The 22499-nt window shown below is 57.7% G+C and carries 20 protein-coding genes and 1 pseudogene; 8 read left to right on the top strand and 13 right to left on the bottom strand.

Annotated elements, in window-relative coordinates; all coding sequences use genetic code 11:
* Positions 1 to 639, bottom strand: coding sequence for a LysE family translocator (locus LUN51_RS02860; RefSeq protein WP_277810049.1), 639 nt, complete (start codon positions 637 to 639; stop codon positions 1 to 3).
* 1209 nt (positions 640 to 1848) lie between these two features.
* Between LUN51_RS02860 and LUN51_RS02855 the strand changes: the two genes are divergently transcribed.
* Positions 1849 to 2052, top strand: a complete 204-nt coding sequence (locus tag LUN51_RS02855) for a helix-turn-helix transcriptional regulator (RefSeq protein WP_277810048.1) — start codon at positions 1849 to 1851, stop codon at positions 2050 to 2052.
* A 104-nt stretch (positions 2053 to 2156) separates the two neighbouring features.
* Entirely contained in the window at positions 2157 to 2339 is a 183-nt protein-coding gene (locus tag LUN51_RS02850) for a hypothetical protein (protein WP_277810047.1), read from the top strand.
* 467 nt (positions 2340 to 2806) lie between these two features.
* Here the strand turns inward: LUN51_RS02850 and LUN51_RS02845 are convergent, their stop codons facing one another.
* Entirely contained in the window at positions 2807 to 3163 is a 357-nt protein-coding gene (locus LUN51_RS02845; RefSeq protein WP_277810046.1) for a hypothetical protein, read from the bottom strand.
* 746 nt (positions 3164 to 3909) lie between these two features.
* Between LUN51_RS02845 and LUN51_RS02840 the strand changes: the two genes are divergently transcribed.
* The 3 genes from LUN51_RS02840 (at position 3910) to LUN51_RS02830 (ending at position 5468) form a co-directional block, all read left to right on the top strand.
* The gene (locus LUN51_RS02840; protein ID WP_277810045.1) at positions 3910 to 4407 is read left to right on the top strand and encodes a hypothetical protein; all 498 of its coding nucleotides are present in this window, start codon (positions 3910 to 3912) and stop codon (positions 4405 to 4407) included.
* Positions 4404 to 4646: a hypothetical protein gene (locus LUN51_RS02835; RefSeq protein WP_277810044.1), complete on the top strand. Its 243-nt coding sequence runs from the start codon at positions 4404 to 4406 to the stop codon at positions 4644 to 4646. Before LUN51_RS02840 ends, LUN51_RS02835 begins: the two co-directional genes overlap by 4 nt.
* 339 nt (positions 4647 to 4985) lie before the next feature.
* Positions 4986 to 5468 (top strand): hypothetical protein, encoded by a 483-nt coding sequence (locus LUN51_RS02830; RefSeq protein ID WP_277810043.1) that lies wholly within the window; start codon positions 4986 to 4988, stop codon positions 5466 to 5468.
* 424 nt (positions 5469 to 5892) lie between these two features.
* On the opposite strand, the gene LUN51_RS02825 is transcribed toward LUN51_RS02830, so the two are convergent.
* The 5 genes from LUN51_RS02825 to LUN51_RS02805 all read right to left on the bottom strand — a co-directional run bounded on the left by LUN51_RS02825 (position 5893) and on the right by LUN51_RS02805 (position 11777).
* Entirely contained in the window at positions 5893 to 7056 is a 1164-nt protein-coding gene (locus tag LUN51_RS02825; protein ID WP_277810042.1) for a Gfo/Idh/MocA family protein, read from the bottom strand.
* A 47-nt stretch (positions 7057 to 7103) separates the two neighbouring features.
* Positions 7104 to 8159, bottom strand: a complete 1056-nt coding sequence (locus LUN51_RS02820; RefSeq protein ID WP_277810041.1) for a sugar phosphate isomerase/epimerase family protein — start codon at positions 8157 to 8159, stop codon at positions 7104 to 7106.
* 67 nt (positions 8160 to 8226) lie between these two features.
* The gene (locus LUN51_RS02815) at positions 8227 to 9180 is read right to left on the bottom strand and encodes an ABC transporter substrate-binding protein (RefSeq protein ID WP_277810040.1); all 954 of its coding nucleotides are present in this window, start codon (positions 9178 to 9180) and stop codon (positions 8227 to 8229) included.
* A gap of 70 nt (positions 9181 to 9250) precedes the next feature.
* Complete coding sequence (locus tag LUN51_RS02810; RefSeq protein ID WP_246894111.1) at positions 9251 to 10267, bottom strand: ABC transporter permease; 1017 nt, start codon at positions 10265 to 10267, stop codon at positions 9251 to 9253.
* On the bottom strand, positions 10248 to 11777 hold the full coding sequence (locus tag LUN51_RS02805; RefSeq protein ID WP_277810039.1) for a sugar ABC transporter ATP-binding protein: 1530 nt from the start codon (positions 11775 to 11777) through the stop codon (positions 10248 to 10250). The genes LUN51_RS02810 and LUN51_RS02805 overlap by 20 nt, the downstream gene beginning before the upstream one ends.
* A 794-nt stretch (positions 11778 to 12571) precedes the next feature.
* Between LUN51_RS02805 and LUN51_RS02800 the strand changes: the two genes are divergently transcribed.
* Entirely contained in the window at positions 12572 to 13279 is a 708-nt protein-coding gene (locus tag LUN51_RS02800) for a DUF2201 family putative metallopeptidase (RefSeq protein WP_277810038.1), read from the top strand.
* A gap of 97 nt (positions 13280 to 13376) precedes the next feature.
* Positions 13377 to 14410: pseudogene (locus tag LUN51_RS17405) on the top strand (helix-turn-helix transcriptional regulator).
* A 128-nt stretch (positions 14411 to 14538) separates the two neighbouring features.
* On the opposite strand, the gene LUN51_RS02785 reads toward LUN51_RS17405, so the two are convergent.
* The 6 genes from LUN51_RS02785 to LUN51_RS02760 form a co-directional block, all read right to left on the bottom strand.
* Positions 14539 to 15657 carry a porin gene (locus tag LUN51_RS02785; RefSeq protein WP_277810037.1) on the bottom strand — a complete coding sequence of 373 codons (1119 nt, stop codon included), beginning with the start codon at positions 15655 to 15657 and terminating at the stop codon, positions 14539 to 14541.
* A gap of 475 nt (positions 15658 to 16132) precedes the next feature.
* Positions 16133 to 16906: a ProQ/FINO family protein gene (locus LUN51_RS02780; protein ID WP_277810036.1), complete on the bottom strand. Its 774-nt coding sequence runs from the start codon at positions 16904 to 16906 to the stop codon at positions 16133 to 16135.
* A 139-nt stretch (positions 16907 to 17045) separates the two neighbouring features.
* Positions 17046 to 17594 (bottom strand): dihydrofolate reductase, encoded by a 549-nt coding sequence (locus LUN51_RS02775; protein WP_277810035.1) that lies wholly within the window; start codon positions 17592 to 17594, stop codon positions 17046 to 17048.
* Complete coding sequence (locus tag LUN51_RS02770) at positions 17591 to 18385, bottom strand: thymidylate synthase (protein WP_277810034.1); 795 nt, start codon at positions 18383 to 18385, stop codon at positions 17591 to 17593. The genes LUN51_RS02775 and LUN51_RS02770 overlap by 4 nt, the downstream gene beginning before the upstream one ends.
* 63 nt (positions 18386 to 18448) lie before the next feature.
* The gene (gene lgt, locus LUN51_RS02765; protein ID WP_277810033.1) at positions 18449 to 19255 is read right to left on the bottom strand and encodes a prolipoprotein diacylglyceryl transferase; all 807 of its coding nucleotides are present in this window, start codon (positions 19253 to 19255) and stop codon (positions 18449 to 18451) included.
* A gap of 85 nt (positions 19256 to 19340) precedes the next feature.
* Positions 19341 to 21395: a response regulator gene (locus tag LUN51_RS02760; protein WP_277810032.1), complete on the bottom strand. Its 2055-nt coding sequence runs from the start codon at positions 21393 to 21395 to the stop codon at positions 19341 to 19343.
* Positions 21396 to 21689: 294 nt separating this feature from the next.
* Here LUN51_RS02760 and LUN51_RS02755 point away from each other — a divergent pair, with 294 nt between their 5' ends.
* Positions 21690 to 22472 (top strand): NRDE family protein, encoded by a 783-nt coding sequence (locus tag LUN51_RS02755; protein ID WP_277810031.1) that lies wholly within the window; start codon positions 21690 to 21692, stop codon positions 22470 to 22472.
* Positions 22473 to 22499 lie beyond the last annotated feature (27 nt).

The raw sequence follows: 22499 nt of genomic DNA, 5'->3' as shown, positions 1-22499 counted from the left end.
TTAGCGGTGTGAGGTGGCCAGGGCACCACCCGCCGCCATGAAAAGTCCGCCGGTGGTGCGGTTGAATAGACGCACACGACGCGACGTGCCGAACCAGCGGCTTATCATTGAGCCCACCGAGGCGTAGGTGGTCATCGTCGCCAAGTCGACCACGAGCCATGTCATTGCCAGAATCGTGAACTGCGGCCATTGCGGCTGGCCCAGGTCAATGAAGTTGGGAAAGAGCGCGCCGAAGAACAGTAGATCCTTGGGATTGCTGATCCCCACGGAAAAGCCCCTGCCGAACAGCCAGAACCTGGAGCGAGTGTCCGCCGGCATGACACCGTGCTCCAACGCCGGGTCAGCCATCGGCTTGGATGGCGAACGCCATGCCTGCACGCCCAGATAAACCAGATAGGCTGCCCCGACTACCTTCAGGACCATGAAGGCGGTTTCCGACGTCGTGAGGATCGCCCCCAACCCCAGGGAAGACAGCGCCATCAAGGCAAGCGATGCCATAGCGCCCCCCACCACCGTCGCCAAGGCGCGTCCCCGGCCGTGACGCAGCCCATGGTGCATACAAAGCAAAGCGACAGGACCCGGAAACAGAATGAGTGCGGTGATGACACCTAGGTAGGTCATCCAAACGGCAAGGTCCATTGTGGCGAGTCCTCATATAGGCGTGATGGCATCAAATTGGGGGCGTCATCCTTGATGACTCGTTCAAGCTTATCTTAGCGAGACGTGATTTGTCTCGTCGTTGCTGAGGAGCCAGCACGACACCTCTAGGCCTTCACCGCTTGGGATCGCCCACTATGGCCACCAGCCAGCAATGCTAGGCCCCGCTGCCCCACGGCGCGCTGTCGACACCCCGCCCCCCTGCGCTCTAAATGGGTCGGTTATTTTGCATACATGAAGCAGGCTCCAAGCCGCACTACTGCTGGGCACACGCAGCCACCTTGATGGGGCGACATCGCCAGGCCCGCCACTGACGCATTTCTCCTTGCCTCTAGGCCAGCCCGCCAATATCGTGCGCTGCATTGGGCACCAAATGGACATCGCGAGAACACATTGGAATACTGGTCCAGCTTTTGCAGCGGGGGATCCGCTGTCTCAAGCTATGAAAAAGGGCGCCCAAAGGATGCCCAGAGGCCTTCAAGAAAGTTGCAGAAACAAAGTGATCGACCGGAAGAGCCCCATATAAGCCACAGATTATCCACAAGTTATACACTTGCGCACCACCTCAAACACCCCTATCTTGTGCCTTGAGTCTGTACGAGTGGTATATATTGTGTATCGCAGGTAGTAGGCTCAAAGAGAAAAGGCCCTCCCGAGGGAGAGCCTTTGAAACCACTGAGACCTTGAGTGGTGGGCAAGTAGTAAATATCTGATTTGAAAGCAAAATGGCGCTGCAACGCCGCTTTCACAGATGAGCACTCTACAACCTGTGTGGTGTAATTTAGTGCCAAACACGCTGCGTGTAAATGTCAAAATAGGGGGCAGTTACACCCTTGTTCGTTTCACCAACGTGATGTCACATACCGCCAGCCCCGCCATTTCAAGGTCTCACCGCCAATCACGGTGATTACCAATGAGCAGCAAATATAGGTTGCGGCGCCCTCTTCTCAGCTACCCGCCGGAAGAACGAGCGCGAGTCGCAAGCGATGCGGGCCGCACTCTCCAAGAGTGGAAAGAGTTGCAGTCATTCACCCCCAAGCGCCGGCCACCACCAAAAGGCGAACAAGGGGATTTGAGCCTCTAACCCGCCAAAAAACGAACCCGCCTACCGTGGCGGGTTTTTTACCTATTTAAAAACATAAACATTGGTTCATGTTTTGCCCATCGCACAATGACAGATGGGATGAATCCATGGGTACAAAAGCGAAAGAAGCCATCGAGTTCACAGGCTATCACTGCCGCGTCGAGCGTCAGGACCAAGGTCTACCCACAGCATGGCAGGCTCAGATTATCGCAGGCCTGGCCGCCGGCATGACTCAAAAAGAGATCGCCAGGTTACGAGGCGTCTCACTCGCCACGATCAAAGCACTGCTGAATCCCTCTACTTCTGGCTGAACGCCGCCAGGGCAAGCGCGGCTCTTGCGGAGGCCTTCAAGCGTGGCTGGGGCGCTCCGCGGATGCTCGCCATCGCAAGCAGCGCACACACGCCGGACATGCACATGCAGCGCATCCGCCACCCCCGCATCGTCAGCATAAACCGGATGGTACGCCGCAAGATCGCCAGCGTGATTGAGGGTGGCATTAACCGCCTGACCGCCATCCAGACCCCGCGCGGTAGCAAGCGCTCGCGCTGCGCCACTGGCCTGCGCACCTGTCGCCAAATTGCCGAGCGCTACAACTAGGCTCTCGTGGTACACCAAGGGCAACTACGGATGGAGGACCGCCAGCATGCGTAAACGGCTAATCAAGGTAGGGAGGCGCTGCGTGTACTTCTACAGCGGAGATGCGATACCAAGACGCTCCCCCCAAAAGGCGCAACCTCGGACTAATTGGCCGAGCCGCCAAGCGATGGGAAAATGTCATCAGCCACGGCGCTGGAGGCATGATTGCCGCGGCCTGCCCCGGCATCGAGATCCACGCCGTTTGACCTGTACTCGCTTCTTTAACAATGCGGATCCCGACCGGCCCCAGCAGCGGTTACGGCAACACTGCTGGGCCTCGGAAAAGAGGACGGGGCGTGAGGGCAATACGCCCCCGGACGTATCACACCGATTCCCATCAGGTCCCCTCTTTTGCCGATGCGGAAACGCATCGCGTTGGTTCCCTGCGGACTTCGCCCGGCTTTGCGCCAGGCGCTTTCTGACAAGGATTAATCAGAGTGGGAGTTGATGAAGCTATCAACGACCTTGCCGGACTCCTGAACCCTTTCACAGAGCTCAGGTGATGGCTGCTGATCGGGGTTCTCGTCCAGGCTTTCTAGCTCCGCGTAGGTGCTCTCGTAATCATCTCGCTCCTGAAGTTCCTTGAACTCGTTCTGAAACTCTTCGAGAACCGATTGTGGATCCTCGACACCCTTTAGAAACGCAAGGAAAGAGCCCCGCTTCTCAATCATTGATGACCGGATGCCATCCCGACTGCACTCGAAGTCAGCGGCGCTGGCAGTTGCCGAGACGAAGGGAGTCGCCATGGCCACGATAACAACGCCCAGCGCCCAAAAATTGTTCATGTGTCACCCCCTGATTGTTAGGAGAACGAAGCCTCTCGAACCTGCATTAGACCACCAACCGATTCGCTGCACTCGATTCCTACCCAATGCCCGTAGCAATTCATCTATCAACCAGCATAGCGGCAAGCATCCGCCGAGTGATCAAGCCAACCACTCAAAATCAGTCGATCAGTCCAGGTAACGTTCAAGCCCGACCACACCCAGGCCGATAGACGAATTAGGCATTCCTGACTAAGCCTGTATAGGCCAGAGTGTTACTCGAATGTATCAATTGGGGTGGCTGTGGCCTCTCCTGGAGCCGGAACGACCTCGGCTGCGACCTTCGGCGACGGCGCGCTGTCGACTCCCCGTCCTGCTTGCGCGCTAAAGGGGTCGGTTTTGATACAGCGTTGGGGAAGGTGCCAGGGCCCGCCGTTGCAGGGCTACGGGAAAGTTGAAGGGCCTGAAAAATGATGCGGAATAATGCATTTTGCTGCCACCCGACATAAGAAGCGAGGGTCTGTATAAAGCAATGAAATGGGATGCGGCAATTCGATGCGGAAGTGTTTTCCGGCAAGCTTTGAAAAAGATGACCGTTTCCGACCCAAAGCGGTAATTCTACGTCAGGCAAAGAAACACTAAGCTCGGACTACCCAGAAGCAACACACAGGGCAATTATGTTTGGATGGAGCAAGAGAGACCATAAATCACATGCACCTGAACACCTTGCTAGTCGCGTCCCGACCGTCAAGTTCGATTCTGCGAGGATGACCGATGCCGTGTTGGTCGACCTGAAGGAAAACATCCGGCTGCTTCCTGAAGTGGATGCTGACGATTTCGAGGCGATCTATCAGGCGGCGCTCCGAGCGATCTCGGCAGGTGGCGCACTCCACATCATCTCCGCCGCCTTGATGGGCATTGATGGCATGACCAAAGGGCGAGCCGCTGATATTTCGCGATCACTGAACTTAAAAACCAAGGCGATCATGAACGCTGAGCAACAAACGAAGCTTGGGATCAAATATGCGACGTGGTGCTATTCCGGTGCACCATGCCGACTGCACCCTAATCTACCTGGCGGCGAGGAACAGGACGCGGCGCATAAGGCGGCCGACGGAAAGCCTTATCTGATCAGCAGAGGCATGTTCCTGAATAGCGAGTGGACATGGCCGGGGCGCCAGGACGGCTGCAAGTGCATCTCAAAGCCCATGATCCCAGGGCTTGACGGCTATGACGGTGGAAAGCCGAGAGGACTGGTGGAATGACGCACGTACAAATAGCCGGGCTCGTGTCGGCCATCCTGGGCACTATCGGCACTGTCATTCTGTTCCTTGCAAGCTATGCCCTGCAGCCGTTCATAGGGGGTTTTTTTGGAAGCGAGAAGGTGAACAAGCGCAACGAGGATATCAAGGTAAAAAATGCTAACCGCATCCGGTTTCAACGGATCGGCCTTGCATTTCTATGTGGAAGCTTCTTCATTCAAGCAGTTGCAGTCTTTCTTTAGTAAACGGGGAGATCTGGCCGTTACCAGCAGGTATATAAAACGGTCGTATTTTTTACGCGCGCCGCCCTGCTCTCTAGAGCGGCGTTTTTCGGTGGTTTTCCGTAAAAAGTTCCGTAAACCTATCTACGTACAGCAAAGGACGAATTCTGAACTCTACTAGTTGATTCACTTCACGGTCATGTGCGGCTACGCACTGTCCGGGTTTCATGTGAAGCTGGGCAGGGTACTCCTTCTCCCAAGGACTCTCGCTAGAAATCGCTCGCACCGGAACTGATTTATAATGTAAATCAACAACCTACGTCAGATAAATTGACAGATTCTGGCATACAAGGAGGTATAATGACGCGTCATCTCATTGCACTTATCTCAAGTATTAACCTCGCATTTGGCTCAGCTGCATATGCTGACGTGGAATTCCAAGAGAAAGGTGATGACTTCAGTAACGAGATAGTTTCCAGCCTTCGGGTGGGAACCACGGACACCTCTCCAGCTGTGCTGATTTTGTCGTGTAATCCTGCTACGGGGCTAAACGTACAACTCGCCACTGAAGATGTCATGTACCCTGACGAAGCCCGTAAAGATCAGATGAATATCTCAACAACTCACAAATTTGAAGAGGCTCCCGAAGCAGCCACAACCTATTGGGCTATGAAAATAGCGAAGTACAAAAGCAGCTGGTATCAAGGCGATCCGAGAGCTTTCATTGAGGAGTCTGCTGAGTCGAGCCAGCTGAATATGAGGCTAAACAGAACAGGTACAGTCTATCGGTTCAGCCTCGAGGGGACAGCGGAACACTTAAGAAAGATTCTTAGGCGCTGCTAGAGGAAACATTGATTACGCGACTTCTCTTGCGCCTTCGACTTTCATGTTCGACCACACATATACGCTCTCCCGCCTCCTTTGCTGAACGCCGTGGTGTACCTTGGCATGGCTTTCAGGTTGAAGCATTATGCAAAGAAAACGAAGGTTTGTTTTCCACCACGCCTTGGGGCTGGGAAAACAAATTTTCCTTCCCCAAGACATGGGTGAACCGGCAATAATGTCTTCTTCTGGCCGTAAGCGGCCAGCCCTCTCGCGCTGTCATGATTCGGGTCGCTCCAGAGCAGCTAATAAGGCTTCATGCTATATCACTTGGCATAAGCGACCTTCATGCCTATTTTTACAATATAAATCAAAAACTTACCTAAAAACATAAAACTCTATCGCCCCCCACTTACATATGATCAACGTCAAGCCCAACAGGCCCCTAGAGTCCGACCCAAGCGCCTCCCTGTTTCGATGAAGCCAGTGCTAGAGAGATGAACCTGAGGCCATCGACTCCATCCGTAACGTTGGGCGTGCCTTGTGCCAAGATCTGAGCTTCGTGCCCTTCGCGTCGCGCCCGGATCTGTTCGGCAAAATCACTGTAGAGCTGTGCGAAGGCCTCGAGATAGCCTTCGGGGTGTCCCGGCGGAATGCGTGCAGCCGCCAGCGCCGCCGCTCCCAGGCCGGGGCCATTGCGCGTGAGAATCCGTGAAGGCTCGCCCAAAGGCGAATGAATAAGTCGGTTAGGCTCTTCCTGTCGCCATTCGAGTCCGCCATGACTGCCATAGACACGAAGTTTCAAGCCGTTCTCGTTGCCCGGAGCCACTTGGCTCGACCACAGCATGCCCCGCGCGCCGCCCTTGAACCTCATCATCATGTGCACGTTGTCATCGAGGACCCGCCCTTCGACGAAGGCGTGAAGATCGGCCGCCAACGATTCGAGCTCTAGCCCCGTGACGAAGCGGGCTAGATGGTAGGCATGGGTACCGATATCGCCCAGACAGCCGGCCGGCCCACTGCGTTTGGGGTCGGTACGCCACTCGGCCTGTTTAACGCCGCTCTCTTCCAGGGGCGTGGAAAGCCAGTCCTGGGGGTATTCCACCTGAACCACGCGGATATCGCCCAGTTCTCCGGTCGCCACCATTTCACGAGCCTGACGCACCAGCGAGTAACCGGAATAGTTGTGAGTCAGGCCGAAAAAGCGTCCGCTTCTCTCGACCAGCTCGGCCAATGCTTGGGCATCTTCCAGGGTAGTGGTCATCGGCTTGTCGCAGATAACGTCGATTCCCGCCTCGAGAAAGGTTTTCGCCACATCGTAATGGAGATGATTGGGTGTCACGATGGCCACCACATCGATGCCGTCCTCGCGCTGGCTTTCGGCCATGGCCATGGTGCGATAGTCCGGGTAGGCCCGCTCCGGCGATACGTGCAACGCCACCGCCGAGGCCTGGCTACGCTCGGCGTTGGAGGCAAAGGCGCCCGCCACGAGCTGGTATTGATCGTCGAGCCGGGCCGCGATGCGATGCACGCCACCGATGAAGGCCCCTTCGCCGCCTCCGACCATGCCCAGGCGTAGCCGACGCGTGGCGCTGTTGTGGTCGCTCATAATCGTCTCCTTGTCGTGCCGTCTGTCGTTGCCATGGACGGCTGGATTCAATCTAGCCCGAGTATGCGGCGGTTAGCGGCCTGGTCAGAGCCGGCCTCGGCGAAATCGTCGAAGGCCCGCTCGGTCACCTCGATGATGTGGTCACGGATAAAAGCAGCCCCCTCGCGCGCCCCAACTTCCGGGTGTTTGAGGCAACACTCCCACTCGAGCACGGCCCAACCGTCATAGTCGTGGGCGGCCATCCACGAGAAGATACGCTTGAAGTCTATCTGGCCGTCGCCAAGCGAGCGGAACCGGCCCGCGCGCTCGGTCCAGGACTGATAGCCGGAATAGATCCCCTGCTTCGGGCTCGGATTGAATTCAGCGTCCTTGACGTGAAACATCTTGATCCGCTCTCGATAGACGTCGAGAAAGCCCAGATAATCGAGCTGCTGCAGAATCAGATGGCTAGGGTCATAAAGAATGTGGCAGCGAGGATGGTGGTCGACACGCTCAAGAAACATCTCGAATGTGATGCCATCGTGAAGGTCTTCGCCTGGGTGAATTTCGTAGCAAAGGTTTACCCCTGCCTCGTCAAAGGCATCCAGAATCGGACGCCAGCGCCGTGCCAATTCATCGAAGGCGGTTTCGATCAGGCCAGCCGGCCGCTGTGGCCAAGGATAGAGAAACGGCCAGGCCAATGATCCAGAGAAGGTGGCGTGATCCGTCAGCCCGAGATTTCGGGAAGCCTTGGCCGCCAAGTGCAATTGCTCCACCGCCCAGGCCTGGCGGGCAGAAGGATTGCCCCGCACCTCGGGGACTGCGAAGCCATCGAAGACTTCGTCATAAACGGGGTGTACCGCCACGAGCTGCCCCTGTAGGTGTGTCGAGAGCTCGGTCAATTCCACCCCGTTATCGGCCAGGGTCCCCTTGAGTTCATCACAATAATCCTGGCTTTCTGCCGCTTGCTTTAAGTCAATCAGACGGGCATCCCAGCTGGGAATCTGTACGCCTGTGTAGCCCAGCCCCGCCGCCCAGGCAGCAATGGTATCGAGGCGGTTGAAAGGGGCCTCGTCACCCGCGAACTGAGCGAGAAAGATAGCCGGTCCCTTGATGGTCTTCATGGCGCGCGCTCCTTGTTCTCTGTGTGTCGCAAAGGCACGGGCCCGCTTGGGCCCGTGCGGAGGCATGTCAGAAGGGGGAGTCGGGATGGTAATACTGCTCCGCGTTATCCTGGGTGATAAGCGGCGAAGCCAGGATATATTCGCCAAGCACCGGCCCGTTGGACATGAAGTGCTGGACTGTCAGGTCCATTGCCGTTGCGATCATCGCCGGCGGATAAAGCACATCTACCGGTACCAGATCATCACCTTCCATGACTCGCTTGATGATGTCCTTCATGCCGGCCCCGCCGACGATGAACAGTTCATCTTCACGCTCGGCCTGCCGGACGGCCTCGATAACACCCAGTGCGGTATCGTCATCCTGGGCCCACACAGCATCGATATCATCGAAGCGGGAGAGGAAGTCCTGCATTACTTCGAAGCCATCGTCACGGTTCCAGTTGGCGTGTTGCATATCGAGAATCTCGATATTCGAGCCTTCAAGTGCGGACTGGAATCCCTCGACACGCTGGTCATCGACCACCGTCGGAAGTCCGCGCAGTACGACAATCTTGCCTTCGTCTTCGAGCCGCTCACGAATGTACTTCCCCGAGACGCGCCCCATCTCCTGGTTGTTTCCCGCAACGTAAAGATCTTGGATGCCATCCTCGGTAAGCCCACGGTCGACCACGGTGACGAACACCCCTTCCTGCTTCACCCGGCGGACCGGATCGGTCAGCGGCCCGGATTCGAAGGGCAATACCACTAGAGCATCGATGTGGCGCAGCGACACTAGATCCTCAAGATCGTTGGCCTGTTCCCCGGGATTGCTGGCAGTGGCTATAGTGATCGAGACGTTAGGGTAGAGCTTCTCCAAGCGTTTCTTGGCCTCTTCGGCATGGAAGTTAAGACCGCCGGCCCAGCCGTGCGTGGCAGATGGAATCGAGACGCCGATGGTGTAATCCTCCGCCGACGCGGTTGCCGGTACGCCCAGCACGGCAGCGGTGGCAAATGCAGCAAGTGTTGTCTTTAGGGTTAGCATGGTCACGCTCCTCTCGGCTTGCGTTGTTATCTTGTTTGCGCTTTCTGCTTTCTGGCTTCGGTGATGGCGTTCAGACGTTATTCTTCTTCCATGATGCGCGCTGCAGATACACCGCAACGATGATGATGATTCCCTGCACGGTGCCGTTGAGGTAGTTGGAGATGGCATCCGTGAGATTGAGGATATTGCCTATCATGGTCAGCATGATCGCCCCGACCACGGTGCCCCAGATGCGCCCATGACCGCCCTTGAGTACGGTGCCGCCGATGATCACCGCGGCAATCGCTTCGAGCTCCCAAAGTACACCGGTAGCAGCTGAGGCTGAGCCCAGGCGCGGCACATAAATGATGGTGGCCAGTGAAACGCAGACGCCCTGCAATACGTAGGTCAGCGTCTTGACCCGGTCGACGTGGATTGCGCTGTACTCGGCGACCTTTTCGTTGGAGCCAATGGCAAAGCAGTAGCGACCGAAACGGGTGTAGTTGAGCAGGACGTAGCCGACCAGGGCGACCAGCAGGAAAACCCAGACCGGGATCGGGATACCCAGAAGGCTCTCGTAGTAGACCGGGCGATAGACGTCGCGAACGTTCCAGTCCAGCGTCAGGGTGCCGCCATCGGCCAGGTAGGTCACCAGCGAACGATAGATGCCCATAGTGCCGAGCGTGACGATGAAGGCTTCGATCTTGCCCTTGGTGGTAACGACACCGTTGATGAAGCCTGCCCCCATTCCCAGGATAAGCGATGCCCCGATGCCGAACAGCACGGTCGTTATTCCGACCCCGAACTGCTCGACTAAACCATTCATGAGGATGATCATCACCCCAGCGATGAAGGCCGCCATTGAACCCACGGACAGGTCCAATCCCCCTGCCGTGATAACGAACGTCGCGCCTACCGCGATGATGCCGATGAACGCGCTGCGGGTAAGCATGTTCGAGAGATTGTCGGCCCCCAGAAAAGCAGGGTTGATGAGCACACCGAGAATGGCCAGTGCAACCAGGGCGATGAAAGGCCCCCAGGTCTTGATATCAAAACGAAAGCCATTGCGCTTCATGGATTTATTATTGTCAGGCACGACGCTGCTCATTCACCCCTACCCCCTTGATCCCGGATGCGTACTGCATGATTTCCTGTTCATTGACTTCGTCTCCCTCGAGCACACCGGTCAGCACACCGGCGCACATCACTGCCACACGATGTGAGAGGCCGATGAGTTCGGACATTTCGGAAGAAATGAGAATGACCGAACACCCCGACTCGGTCAGGTCGCGTATGAAGCGATAGATTTCCTGTTTTGTCCCCACATCTATGCCTCGGGTGGGCTCGTTGATAATCACTATCTCGGGATCGATAGACATGACTTTAGCCAGCAACAACTTCTGCTGGTTGCCACCGGAAAGCTCACCAGCGGTGCTTACATCGGTACGCAGCCGAATATCGAAGCGCTTCGCCGCCTCGGCATAGGCATGTGCCTCGCGCTGACGGCTGATCAGAGGATGACAATAGGCTCGCAGGTTGAGCAGCGTCAGGTTGGGTCGCAGTCCCATGTTGAGGACCAGCCCTTTGCCCTTGCGGTCTTCGGTCAAGTAGGCGATACGATAACGTACCGCGTCGCGCAAGTGCCTGAAGGAGACGGACTTGCCGTTGCGCAGCACCTCACCCGAACGACGCTGACGCAACCCTAGGATCGCCTCGCATAGGGCCGTTCGCCCCGCGCCGACCACGCCGCCGAACCCCAGGACCTCGCCCCTGCGCAAGGTAAAACTGGCCGAGCGCACGGCACCTGGCACCTCGATATTGCGCGCTTCAAGCACTATCGGAGCATCTGATGCAACGCTGCTGCGGTCTGGGTACATCTCGTTTATTTCGCGCCCGACCATCAGCCTGGCCAGGTCTTCCTTGCTGCGGCCCTCGGCAAGCCCAGTGTCGATCAGATGCCCATCGCGCAGCACCGTGACTCGGTCGGCGATCTGCTCGATTTCGCGAAGCTTGTGGGAGATATACAGGATCGCCACCCCCTTCTTTCGCAATCGCGATACCAGGGAAAATAGAATCTGCACTTCACGCTCGGTCAGCGACGCAGTCGGCTCATCCATGATCAGGACCCGCACATCACGCGTGACGGCCTTGGCGATCTCCACCATCTGCTGGTCGGATGTACTCAGGTCCTTGACCCGCGTTGCTGGGTCAATATCGGTCTCGAGTTCGATGAGTGCCTCACGGCACCGTGCACGCATGGCCCGGCGGTCCAGGAACAGCCCTCGGCGAAGCTCGCGGCCTAAGAAAATGTTTTCCTCGACGGTCAGTTGCTCGGCAAGCGCCAATTCCTGATGAATCATCACCACGCCATCCGCCTCAGCCTCGCCGCTCGAGCGAAAGCGGCGGGGTTCGCCCGATACGTTCACCTCGCCAGATGACGGAGGCAAATATCCCGACAGAATACGAACCAGCGTCGACTTACCGGCTCCATTCTCGCCAAGAAGAGCATGTACCTCACCGGCATGAAGCGTCAGGTCAACGTCGAACAACACCTGATTGCCACCAAAAGATCGGGAAATTCGATGCCCTTGAAGAAGAATCGGGGGCGCGCTCATCATCCGTACCACCCCCCATCGCAGGGAAATCCCTGGCTGGTCAATTGGTCGTTGTCGTCGGCAGCGAGGAGCAACGTGCTCGGCGCCACATACTCAGGCGTCAGGTACACCTTGAGGCACCGCGTTACACGGCCCAAGAGAGCACCAGTAACGGCAAGGCGGCAAGCAAGGCCACCCACAACAGTTGTGAAAAAGGCAGTTTCCAAAGCATGGCGTCACCCAAAAGTCTTGTCGTTGTAAGGCCGAACACGCTTTTAATTTAGACGACAAACTAAATCCCTAGCCATGCAACTTAGGTCCCAGAGAAAAGTCGTTTATTTTTTTATGCGCACAAAGGCATAGAGCCAGATACAGGAATAAAAACGACCCAAAACACTGATGTAGCTCAACTCACGTGCGGCTTTCATCATCTGTGCAAAGGTTTCGGCCAATGAGATTCAGGGAGCAGTAGGCGATTTTTCGTAGTCAGGTACAACAACGTGAGTTGTATACGCTGGACACACATGCCCATTCGTTTTCCGATCTATGTGTTTTTCTGGAGGGCATGGAGGGCAAGATCAAACAGCATAAGGGCTCTCAAGAGCTAAACCTCGTCCTTCTCAAGGACGTACCCGACAATTTGCACAACGATATGCAGCTCTTGGGGCAGATGTAAGCTGCCTCCGTTGGGGCCATCTTCACGGCCCCAACACCTTCCTTCCTCTAACGGACATCTTGTCTTGGTAACGAATGCGACACCCATTGTCGCTGCCCACCTCGATACTCCTTGCATACCTCAACGTGTACAGGAGTTCGGTATGAGCAAGGGAGTGGTGACACAGCTGGCGTCGTATATCGCACGCAAGAAAGTGAATACCGAAGATAGTCAGGCACAGGCATTGAAAGATGAGCAGCTCGCGCTGTGGGTGGCGGATTGTGCTCACTGGCGAGATAGCTGTCCATTGAATGCCGATATCGCCGATAGCCTCACGCTCGTCCCTGTCATCGACGATCGTGTGGCGACAGCCACCACCGATGGGCGCAGCATCTATTTCGATGCACGCTTCAGTGCAGCGCTCGAAACAGAGCATCGTCGTTATCTGCAGGCTCACCTTGTCTGGCACTGTGCCTTGGGCTATCTACTCCCTCCCTCGTCCTCCTCCGATATGTGGCACCTGGCATGGGACCATGAGATCAACAGCTTGCTATTGCAGCAGGGCTATATGCTACCCACCTCGGCGGTATTGTTCTTCTCCAAGATCCCCCACCCCGCACACGAAGTGCATGACTGGCTACTCACTCATCCCGCGCTTGAGCAGGAGGCTACGACCGACCGTTTGCATGAAGAATGTGTCGTGCCGCTCCCTTCATCACAGGCAAGACTCGATCCAGATTTCATACCGACTCCGCCCGACAATATGCTTGTCGAGGGATGGCGGTCCCACACCCGGATGCTCGTCAACGATTACCGGTGGACTCATCATCTGCCCGCCCCTATCGCCACCCGCTTGAAGCATCTGTGTTAGGTCAACGCGCTGGATCGAATACTCGAATCTTCTAAAGCAATTCAGACCAAGGCCGATAACCACTATGTAATAAAACGTAACCCAAGACGAGAATGTCATGTCCAACGTGCGCGATACGCTTTTTCGCTACCTGACCCTGTTGCAACTGATCCCCCGTAGTCCGGGTCGCATCGCGACCCCCGTATTGCTGGAGAAGCTTCGCGAACGCGGTTTCAGGGTCGATACTCGCTCACTGCAACGGGATCTACGTGACAAGTTGGCGCTACATTTCCCGTTGATCTGCGACGATACCCAAAAACCCTTTCGCTGGTATTTCGATCGTCAGTTTCAAAGCAACCTTCCAGCCCTGGATCTACCCAGCGCCCTCACGCTCGTCCTTGCCGAAGAGAATCTCAAGGGCATTCTGCCACCCGTTGTCCTGGGCCAGTTAGCTCCCCAGTTTGCCGAGGCACATCGGTTACTCGACGATCTGGAAGAAAACGGCTTGAGCCAATGGCGGAGACGTGTCCGTGCCATTCCCAACGGCAAAGCCCTTCTCCCTGCCTCCATCGAAGCCTCTATATGGCAATGCGTGACGCAAGCCTTGCTGGAAAACAAGGCCATCGAGGTGCGTTATCTTTCGCGGAGTCGTGAGGATTACAAGACACTGACTCTCCACCCACAGGGTCTCGTTAGCCGTCACAGCGTGACCTATATCGTGGCAACCGTGGATAAATACAGCGACCTGCGCCAATTCGCACTACACCGAATAAATCAAGCGACAATCAGTCAGATGGCGTGGCATGAAGTTCCGGGATTCGACTTGATACGTATATCGCCGACGGCGCTTTCGGTTATCGTCAGTCGCACGATGACGTCCACCTTCTTGCCAATGTCGCACCCCAAGTCGCCTGGTTGCTCTCCGAAACGCCACTATCGCATGAGCAAACCCTCAAGCCCTTGCCACATAGTGATTGGCAGCGGCTCAGCGTCAAACTGCCTGACGATCAGCAAACACTCTGGTGGCTAAAAGGAATGGGCGCCAATGTTGAGGTATTGGGACCCAGTACCTGGCGCGAAGAAATACGCGACGACGCCCGCCGGATTCTGGCGCAGTCATCCTTTGAAGCAACCATGGAGACCACGCCATAGCCCCGTGTTTATCTATACATTCTTACTAAAAGAAATCACGCCTTACGGATACGCATTAAAAAAGCCGGCTCACAATGAGCCGGCTTCGTTTTCTGTGCGACCTTCAAGATCGCTGGGGCATCGACAGCTTAGAAGCTGTAGAGAGCGCCCACGACAACACCATCCCCTTCATCATTGGTACGGTCATACTGAGCGTACTCAACGAAGGTGTACATCGCCGGAGACAGGTTATACGTCGCGCCCAGCACGAATTCATTGAAGCTATCGTCGCCGCCAGAATCAACCACGTTGGCTACTTCTTCATCGGCGTCAACGCGCTGATAGGAGCCGTAGACATCGCCGAAGCCATAGCCGTAACGAGCACCCAGCGCGTAACGCATGATGTCACCACTGTCGTCGGCATAATCGACGTCGGTGTTTTCCACCTTGGCGGAAAGACGCAGGGCATCCATGGTGTACTGAGCGTTCACACCATAGGCCTTGGCGCTGTACTCGTAACCGGTATTGGTATCACGCAGATCGTAGTTATCGAGATCGTCATAGACACCGGCGATTGAGAACGCGCCAACGGTATACTTCACACCACCGAAGAAGGAAGCATTCGAGCCGTTGCTGGAAGCCTCCAGGGGCTCACCTGCGGCGTTTTCAGCTTCACCGTTGGCATTGAACTCGTCTTCGGCGTCCCCTTTATACTGGCTACCCACAGCGAACTGCAGACCACCCAGTGACGGCGAGACATACTGAATCTTGTCGCCTTCACGGTCGGTGTCAATGCTATCGGTCAGCGTACCGCCGTACAAACCGCCAAGGTCAGTAGTAGAGTCGGAAACGTCGAGGTACTCGTTGTTGGAGATCGGATCCTGGATCCAATCATCGATCAACGGGTCCCAGGAACCGACACGGGCATCACCGAAGTTACCCTTCAGGCCCATGTAGGCTTGGTCGCCAGTATCCACACCGCCACCGACTTTTTCCTCATCGGCATCGTGCTCGAATTCGGCCTTGAAGTAGCCGGTCAGACCCGGATTGATGATGTGCTGACCGGCAAAACCGATGGTAGAGCCGTTATCGAACAGCTCGTCTTCAGTATCACCATCGGCATTGTCGAGTGATTTGTAGGCAAGCTGGATGTTGCCGTACAGGTCGAGTTGAGTGCCGTCTTGGTTGTAGATGGTGGCAGCTTGTGCAACACCAACGGAGGCGCCCAGGGCACCGGCAACGGCAGTCGCTAAGAGTGTCTTTTTCATCGCGATAAGTTCCTTAACTAGCTTACTGTTCGATCGTGTCTGCAAATGCAGTCGGCTTTCGGCCCGGCTTGTTTATTCAACGGTTTGCCAAGGCAACACCGCGACGAGTCCGTAAAGCCTTGTTGTTATCCAATGCTCGCAAGGAAACCTTATACCGGTCTTTTGGAGAACGCAACAAGAAAAAAACACTGTTTTCCTTCCGCGCGTCCTGTCGATTCGGTCAAGATCATCTCCCCCGCGAGCCGGCCTCGAAAGGCCTGAGAGCCACTCTACGCCACCAATATGACATTGGCGTGACGTCAGCGACGCACTCATCTTTACGATTCAAGGTTCTCTCTGACAAGAGGCAATCCGCAACAAAGGCAAGTTTTACTACAAAAGTCGCATAATGCGGATATAACTCTCACCCGATGATCAAAAACATGGCAAGAAAAAAGGGGCTTTCGCCCCTTTTTTCAATACTAGCGCCTGTCGATCATCGGCCGTGCTTGGCGAGTAGCTGGCTCAACTTGCGATCCAACTGCTCGGATTCCTTGCGCTCATTGTGCTGCTTCTGCTGTTTTTTCTGCTTCTTGGTGAGCTCATCGAGCTGCTTGCGAGCGTGGCGAGCCTCGCCCTCGGTCACGGTGCCTGCCGCCTGGCCGTCGAGATCCACTCGCATCACGTCGGCACGCACTGCCTTGAGGTAACGCGGCAGATGCACATAACACGCCAGGGCTCGACGCACGAGCTTCTCCGGCCAGGGTTCGCGCGCCACCAGGTCGAGATGAATCCCCGTCTTGAGCGGCTGAGTGTGGCCTTTGAAGAAGGTTTCCGGATAGCGCTGGTACCACTGCGCCAGCAACGACTGGGGAGAAGGCGGCTCATGTTCCGCGCCCAGTGCCAGGCGAGCCTGCTGTATCTCGCCCTCCGCGTCGCCAGTGGGCTTGCCATGATCGTCCGACGTGACGTCAGGCGCGGCAGCCGCATCATCTTCGGCTGCCTCGCTGGTCGGCCGACGCGGGCCACGAAACGCGATGGGCCCAAGCCCTCTGGCTTTCGCGCCGGCATCGGGCAACTCGGCCTGGGTGGCGGGTGTCTCGGTATCGTCGGGCTCCAGCTCGGCAAGCGCCAGGAGGCGCTCACGCAGGGCACGGTTTTCCGACTCGAGCGCCGAGACCTGTCCACGAGCGGCCTCGAGGTCGGCCCGACAGGCCTCGGCTTGATGTTCCAATGCCCTGAACAGGGCGTCTGCTTGGTCGGTCAGCAAGGCGTGCACTCCCTGATTGCCTTGAACGAACGCTGGGCCTCGAATCGTCTACGTATTGATATAACATCGACACCGCAGACAGGCCCGGCCCATGCGGGCTACCGGGTAAGTCTGTGCCAGCTTCGCCGCGCTGGCAACCTCACCGCCGTTCGTAATGTACGAACGCGTAGTCGGGCTTGCCGTCGACGCTCTGTCCCGGCACACGCTGGGTTTCCTGCCAATACGTGGTATCGAACTCGGGGAACCAGGCATCGCCCTGCACCGATACGTCGACCTCGGTCAGATAAAGCCGTGTAGCGCAGGGCAAGGCCGCAGCGAAGATTTCGCCGCCGCCGATCACGCAGATATCCTCGACACCCTCGATAATAGCCTGGCTATCGGCCACTTCCAGGGCGCTGGCCAGGTCATGACACACGCGAATGCCATCGTGGGCACTGTCATGGAAATAGCCACGATCACGCGTGACAACGATATTGAGCCGTCCAGGAAGCGGTCTACCGATGGACTCGAATGTCTTGCGCCCCATGACCAACGGCTTGCTCATGGTGACAGCCTTGAAGAACTTGAGATCCTCCGGCAAGTGCCAGGGCAACTCGTTATCGACGCCGATGACACGTTCGCGCGACATCGCCGCTACCAGAGCGATGGGCACCACCGTATCGACACAGGTGGTCGTGGGCTCACTCATACGGCAACCTCCGCCTTGATATGCGGATGCGGGTCATAATCCTCGATGGCGATATCCTCGAAGGTGAAGGCGAAGATATCGGTAACGTCGGGATTAAGCACCAAGCGCGGGCGCGGGCGCGGCGCGCGGCTCAGCTGGAGATGCGCCTGATCGAGGTGATTGAGGTAGAGGTGAGCATCGCCCAGGGTATGGATGAACTCACCCGGGACCAGATCGCATGCCTGCGCGACCATATGAGTCAGCAATGCATAGCTGGCGATATTGAATGGCACCCCGAGGAAGATATCGGCGCTGCGCTGGTATAGCTGGCACGATAGCCGACCATCGGCGACATAGAACTGAAACAAGGCATGGCACGGCGGCAGCGCCATGTCATCGACCAATGCGGGATTCCAGGCGGAGACGATCAGCCGGCGCGAATCGGGGTTACGCTTGATCTGCTCGACGACATTGGCGATCTGATCGACATGTCCGCCATCCGGGCGCGGCCAACTGCGCCACTGATAGCCGTAAACCGGCCCCAGATTGCCGTTCTCGTCGGCCCACGCATCCCAGATACGGACACTATTATCCTTGAGATAGGCGATATTGGTGTCACCACGCAGGAACCACAGCAGCTCATGGATGATGGAGCGCAAGTGGAGCTTCTTGGTGGTCACCAGCGGGAAGCCGTCGGCCAGGTCGAAGCGCATCTGATGACCGAAAACGCTGCGCGTCCCGGTCCCGGTGCGGTCGCTTTTTTCCACGCCATTGTCGAGCACATGGCGCATCAAATCGAGATAAGGCTGCATGTCATCCGAACGTTGAACGATGAAGGCGCGGCATTGCCACGCCGGAATTGGACACCTGGCCACTCACGCTGTCGGCGGCGCTTCTCGCGCGTCGTCGACCGGCTGCCGACGCGACCAGACAATCAAGGCGATGCCGGCCAAGGCCATGGGCACGGTCAGCAATTGGCCCATCGTCAGCCAGCCGAAGGCGATAAAACCTAGCTGCGGGTCGGGCTGACGCACGAACTCGACCGAGAAGCGAAACACCGCGTAAAGCAACAGGAACAGGCCGGATATCATACCACGCCGACGCGGCCGACTAGAGACCCACCACAGCACGATGAACATCACCACGCCTTCCAGCACGAATTCATAAAGCGGCGAGGGGTGACGCCCTTCCGGCCCCAGGCCGGGATACACCAGCGCCCAGGGCACGTCGGTCACACGCCCGGGCAATTCATGATTGATGAAGTTGCCGATGCGTCCGGCCCCCAGACCAATCGGCACCATCGGCGCCACGAAATCGGTCAGTTGGAAAAACGCCAATCGATGCTTGCGGGCGAACAAGCCAGCGGCAATCAAGACACCGACCAGGCCGCCATGGAAACTCATGCCGCCATCCCAGACCTGGAATATCCATAACGGATCGGCCATCAGGCGCTCGAAGCCATAGAAAATCGCATATCCCACGCGACCGCCGAGAACGACCCCCAGCGCCCCATAGAACAACAAGTCCCCGATATCATCGGGCTTGAGACCGATGCGGGCGGCGCGCTTGCGCCCCAGCCACCAGGCCCCGACGAAACCGATGACATACATCAGCCCATACCAATGCACCTTGAAGGGCCCCAAGGCGATGGCGATGGGGTCGATATCGGGGTAACTGAGCATGCGTACTCCTTGCATACGTTCTGGTCGGCGTGGGCCCGACACCTTACGACAGCCGCTGCCGGGCGGCAACGACACAAAGCCTCGGTTACGTCTCGGATGTATCGCCTTCGCCCACCCAACGGCGCACCATCGCGACCAGATCGCCAGGGCGATAAGGCTTGGCCAGGCAGTCATCCATACCCGCTTGCATAAAAGCTTCTCGGCTGGCTTGCGTGACATTGGCGGTCAACGCCACCAGCACGCTGGCATGCCGTCTCGCCAGCCGACGCTCCAACCGACGCCAGCGACGACTGGTTTCCATACCGTCGAGGGTTGGCATGTAGATGTCCATGAACACCAGGTCGAACGACTGACGCTCGGCCAGCGCCAGCGCCTCCTCGCCGTTCGTAGCGGTCTCGACATGACAGCCCTGGCGCTCGAGCACGCTACAAGCCAGCAGCGTATTGACGGGGCCATCATCGACGACCAGCACCCGGGGAGGCGTATCGCTTGGGGGCGAATCGGATGCTGGTTTGTCCTCCGCCAAGGTGTCGAGCAAGAGCATGGCGTCTTCCAGCCGTCGCCGCAGCGCCTCCCACTGTGGCGGGCGATGAGGCGCATCGCCCTCGGGGGGCGAGGTCAGCGTGTTAACGCAGGCCTCGAGTTCCTGACGCAGATGCGACAGATAGCCCGTCTTGAGGCGCGCATCCTCGCGCGCCTGATCACGCGCGATACGCAAGCGGTGCAAGGTCTCGCCGGTCTCGGTCTGATCGATCAACGCCCAAATGGAGTGTTCACCAAGCACGGCCAGGCATGCGAGGCGATATTCACGCGCACTCCCTCCTGCATCGGTGACACGCACCCGGCGCCGCTGTTCGTCGACGAGCCGCGGCTTCAACCACTCGGCCAGTAGAATGTCGCGCAACGCCTCGGGGCGCTCGCCGAGCAATCGCGACAAAGTAGGATTCAGGGTGACGATGACATCGCCCTCGGTCAGCAAGGCCGGCAATTGCAGGGTATTGAGCCATGCCGGCATGTCCCACGAATCGTGCGATGTGCGGGCACCCAATTGCGGCTCAAGACGCGTCACCAGCGTATTCAAGGTAGCCGGCGAGACGGCAGTGATGTCCGGTGCATCGTCCTGCGTGCGGGGAAGCCAGCCGGCGAGCCTGCCCAGTCCGGCCTGCCAGGCATCCTCCTCGCGCTGCAATCGCCAATAGAGCACGCTCACGAAGCCCGCGAAGATCAGCACATTGCCCAGAATCAAGCCGATACTCAGCCATGGCAGCGCCTTCTGCCAGGCACTGTCGTCGGGCAGGCTCAGGCGACTCACCAGCCGCCAACCGGTGCCGGGGAGCGTATCCCAGATCAACGCCCGACGCCCCTCGTCCAGCCACTGCATGCCATAACGTCCCGCGGCTTCTGGCAGCACACGGGGCGCATCGTCGCGCATCAAGGCATTCCCGGTGTCATCGACGAGCCAGTGCTCCCCGGTGTTGCCCGTCTCATCACGAATCAAACGCTTCAACCGTGGCAGGGAGATCTCCATCCCCACCCGTGCGAGATAGCGTTCGTTCCATACGACATCGTGGGTAGCCACCAGGCGTCCCGATGGCGCTTGCGCCCCGGTCCACCAGGTCACGTTTTCCGTATCGTCAGAGACACGTTCTCGCTGATAAGGGGGGAGGACGTTGTCGATATTGTCCAGCGGCTCGGGAACACTGAAATCGCGCATGCCCATCGGCAAGACAAAGAGGCGGGTGACCAAGGCATCCATGCCGTCATAATCATCGAGCAGCCTCGTCAGCAGCCGCTCGGTATCGTCGTGCGACAGCACGGACGGCAATACCGGAGAAGCGGTGTGAGAGGTCGAGGTATCCTCGGCCATCGACTGCAGAATGCGCCGCGAGCCACGCGCGAGCATCACAAGATGCTGCTGCTGAGCGGTCAAGCGAGCGTCCAACTGGCGCGCGTAGACACTATGCGAGGCCTGCAGACGCGCCAGCGCGTTTTCCGATTCTCGACGGTCGCTCGCCTGCCAAATCAACGCTCCGGCGCCCAAGCACACCAGAGTGAAGCCTATCTCGGCCAGCAACAACGGCCACAGCAACGCTTTCCAGCGCGAACGATGGGGGCTCGAAGGAGTCGCGGCTTTGTGCATTCCCTACCCTGCTCGTGACGATGCAGCGAGTGTACGCGCTAGCTTACCGGCTGTCATGACACGTGCGGGCCTCGGCATGGCGCGTTACGCTGGACTCTGTCCGAAAACTGGCTGCGCTCGACCATACTGCGTTAAAAATCGGCTCAAAGTACTCATTTACACCCCGTAAACTCCGTCTTTTCGCCGATTTTTGCCTTGTTTGGCCTTCGCTCGCCGACTTTTCAGACAAAGCCTAACGCCACTGCCTGCACGGTTGCAGGTCAACGATGACTATTTAGGCGAGGGAAATATGACATGTGTTTGATCGTCTTCGACTGGCGCCCAGGCAGCGACACGCCCCTGCGTCTGGCCGCCAACCGTGATGAAACTCACGCCCGCCCGACACAAGCGCTGGGGGCATGGCCGGACGCACCAACCCTCGTCGGCGGTCGTGACCTGCGTGCCGGAGGCACTTGGTTGGCGGCATCGCAAACGGGACGCCTCGCGGCAGTGACCAATGTCCGCAACGCGCACGCAGCAGCACCGTCCTCACCTCCCAGTCGAGGCGCCCTGCCTTACCGGGCACTGACGCACGAAGCACCGCTCGCCTGGCTCGAATCCCTTGCGACGAGCGAGGCACAGGCCTATGACTGGTTCAATCTGCTCTATTGCGATGGCGTCACGCTATTGCATGTTCATCACGGCCCGGCAGGCACGACGCTCACCCGAGTTTCGCCCGGCGTACATGGCCTTTCCAATGCCACCCTGGATACGCCCTGGCCCAAAGTGATCCGCGCGCGGGACAGCTTCAAGCATGCACTGAAACAGTCCGCGTGGCAGGCGCCCGCGCTGGCCACGATGGGCGATACCCGACCGGCACCGACACCGGACCTACCGGATACCGGCGTGGGCATGGAAATGGAACACTTCCTATCACCGATCTTCATTCGAGGGGATCGCTACGGCACCCGCACCACGACGCTCGTTGAATGGCAGCCCACCAGCATTGAGCTGCACGAATCGCGCTTTGGCCCAAACGGCGTCGCGCATGGTAGCCGCCGGCACTCGCTCGCCCTGGCAGGCGTCGCGCAGGCCTGACGTACGATTACCAATAGAACGCGACCA

This window comes from Chromohalobacter canadensis, from assembly GCF_029544075.1.
Taxonomy (GTDB): Bacteria; Pseudomonadota; Gammaproteobacteria; order Pseudomonadales; family Halomonadaceae; genus Chromohalobacter; species Chromohalobacter canadensis_A.
This window is presented reverse-complemented; position numbering and strand designations above follow the sequence as displayed.

What these genes read in the sequence shown, in the direction of transcription:
- LUN51_RS02860 (WP_277810049.1), bottom strand. Translation starts at nt 639, where the DNA reads ATGGACCTTGCCGTTTGGATGACCTACCTAGGTGTCATCACCGCACTC.
- LUN51_RS02855 (WP_277810048.1), top strand. Translation starts at nt 1,849, where the DNA reads ATGGGTACAAAAGCGAAAGAAGCCATCGAGTTCACAGGCTATCACTGC.
- LUN51_RS02850 (WP_277810047.1), top strand. Translation starts at nt 2,157, where the DNA reads ATGCAGCGCATCCGCCACCCCCGCATCGTCAGCATAAACCGGATGGTA.
- LUN51_RS02845 (WP_277810046.1), bottom strand. Translation starts at nt 3,163, where the DNA reads ATGAACAATTTTTGGGCGCTGGGCGTTGTTATCGTGGCCATGGCGACT.
- LUN51_RS02840 (WP_277810045.1), top strand. Translation starts at nt 3,910, where the DNA reads ATGACCGATGCCGTGTTGGTCGACCTGAAGGAAAACATCCGGCTGCTT.
- LUN51_RS02835 (WP_277810044.1), top strand. Translation starts at nt 4,404, where the DNA reads ATGACGCACGTACAAATAGCCGGGCTCGTGTCGGCCATCCTGGGCACT.
- LUN51_RS02830 (WP_277810043.1), top strand. Translation starts at nt 4,986, where the DNA reads ATGACGCGTCATCTCATTGCACTTATCTCAAGTATTAACCTCGCATTT.
- LUN51_RS02825 (WP_277810042.1), bottom strand. Translation starts at nt 7,056, where the DNA reads ATGAGCGACCACAACAGCGCCACGCGTCGGCTACGCCTGGGCATGGTC.
- LUN51_RS02820 (WP_277810041.1), bottom strand. Translation starts at nt 8,159, where the DNA reads ATGAAGACCATCAAGGGACCGGCTATCTTTCTCGCTCAGTTCGCGGGT.
- LUN51_RS02815 (WP_277810040.1), bottom strand. Translation starts at nt 9,180, where the DNA reads ATGCTAACCCTAAAGACAACACTTGCTGCATTTGCCACCGCTGCCGTG.
- LUN51_RS02810 (WP_246894111.1), bottom strand. Translation starts at nt 10,267, where the DNA reads ATGAGCAGCGTCGTGCCTGACAATAATAAATCCATGAAGCGCAATGGC.
- LUN51_RS02805 (WP_277810039.1), bottom strand. Translation starts at nt 11,777, where the DNA reads ATGATGAGCGCGCCCCCGATTCTTCTTCAAGGGCATCGAATTTCCCGA.
- LUN51_RS02800 (WP_277810038.1), top strand. Translation starts at nt 12,572, where the DNA reads ATGAGCAAGGGAGTGGTGACACAGCTGGCGTCGTATATCGCACGCAAG.
- LUN51_RS02785 (WP_277810037.1), bottom strand. Translation starts at nt 15,657, where the DNA reads ATGAAAAAGACACTCTTAGCGACTGCCGTTGCCGGTGCCCTGGGCGCC.
- LUN51_RS02775 (WP_277810035.1), bottom strand. Translation starts at nt 17,594, where the DNA reads ATGAGTGAGCCCACGACCACCTGTGTCGATACGGTGGTGCCCATCGCT.
- LUN51_RS02770 (WP_277810034.1), bottom strand. Translation starts at nt 18,385, where the DNA reads ATGCAGCCTTATCTCGATTTGATGCGCCATGTGCTCGACAATGGCGTG.
- lgt (WP_277810033.1), bottom strand. Translation starts at nt 19,255, where the DNA reads ATGCTCAGTTACCCCGATATCGACCCCATCGCCATCGCCTTGGGGCCC.
- LUN51_RS02760 (WP_277810032.1), bottom strand. Translation starts at nt 21,395, where the DNA reads ATGCACAAAGCCGCGACTCCTTCGAGCCCCCATCGTTCGCGCTGGAAA.
- LUN51_RS02755 (WP_277810031.1), top strand. Translation starts at nt 21,690, where the DNA reads ATGTGTTTGATCGTCTTCGACTGGCGCCCAGGCAGCGACACGCCCCTG.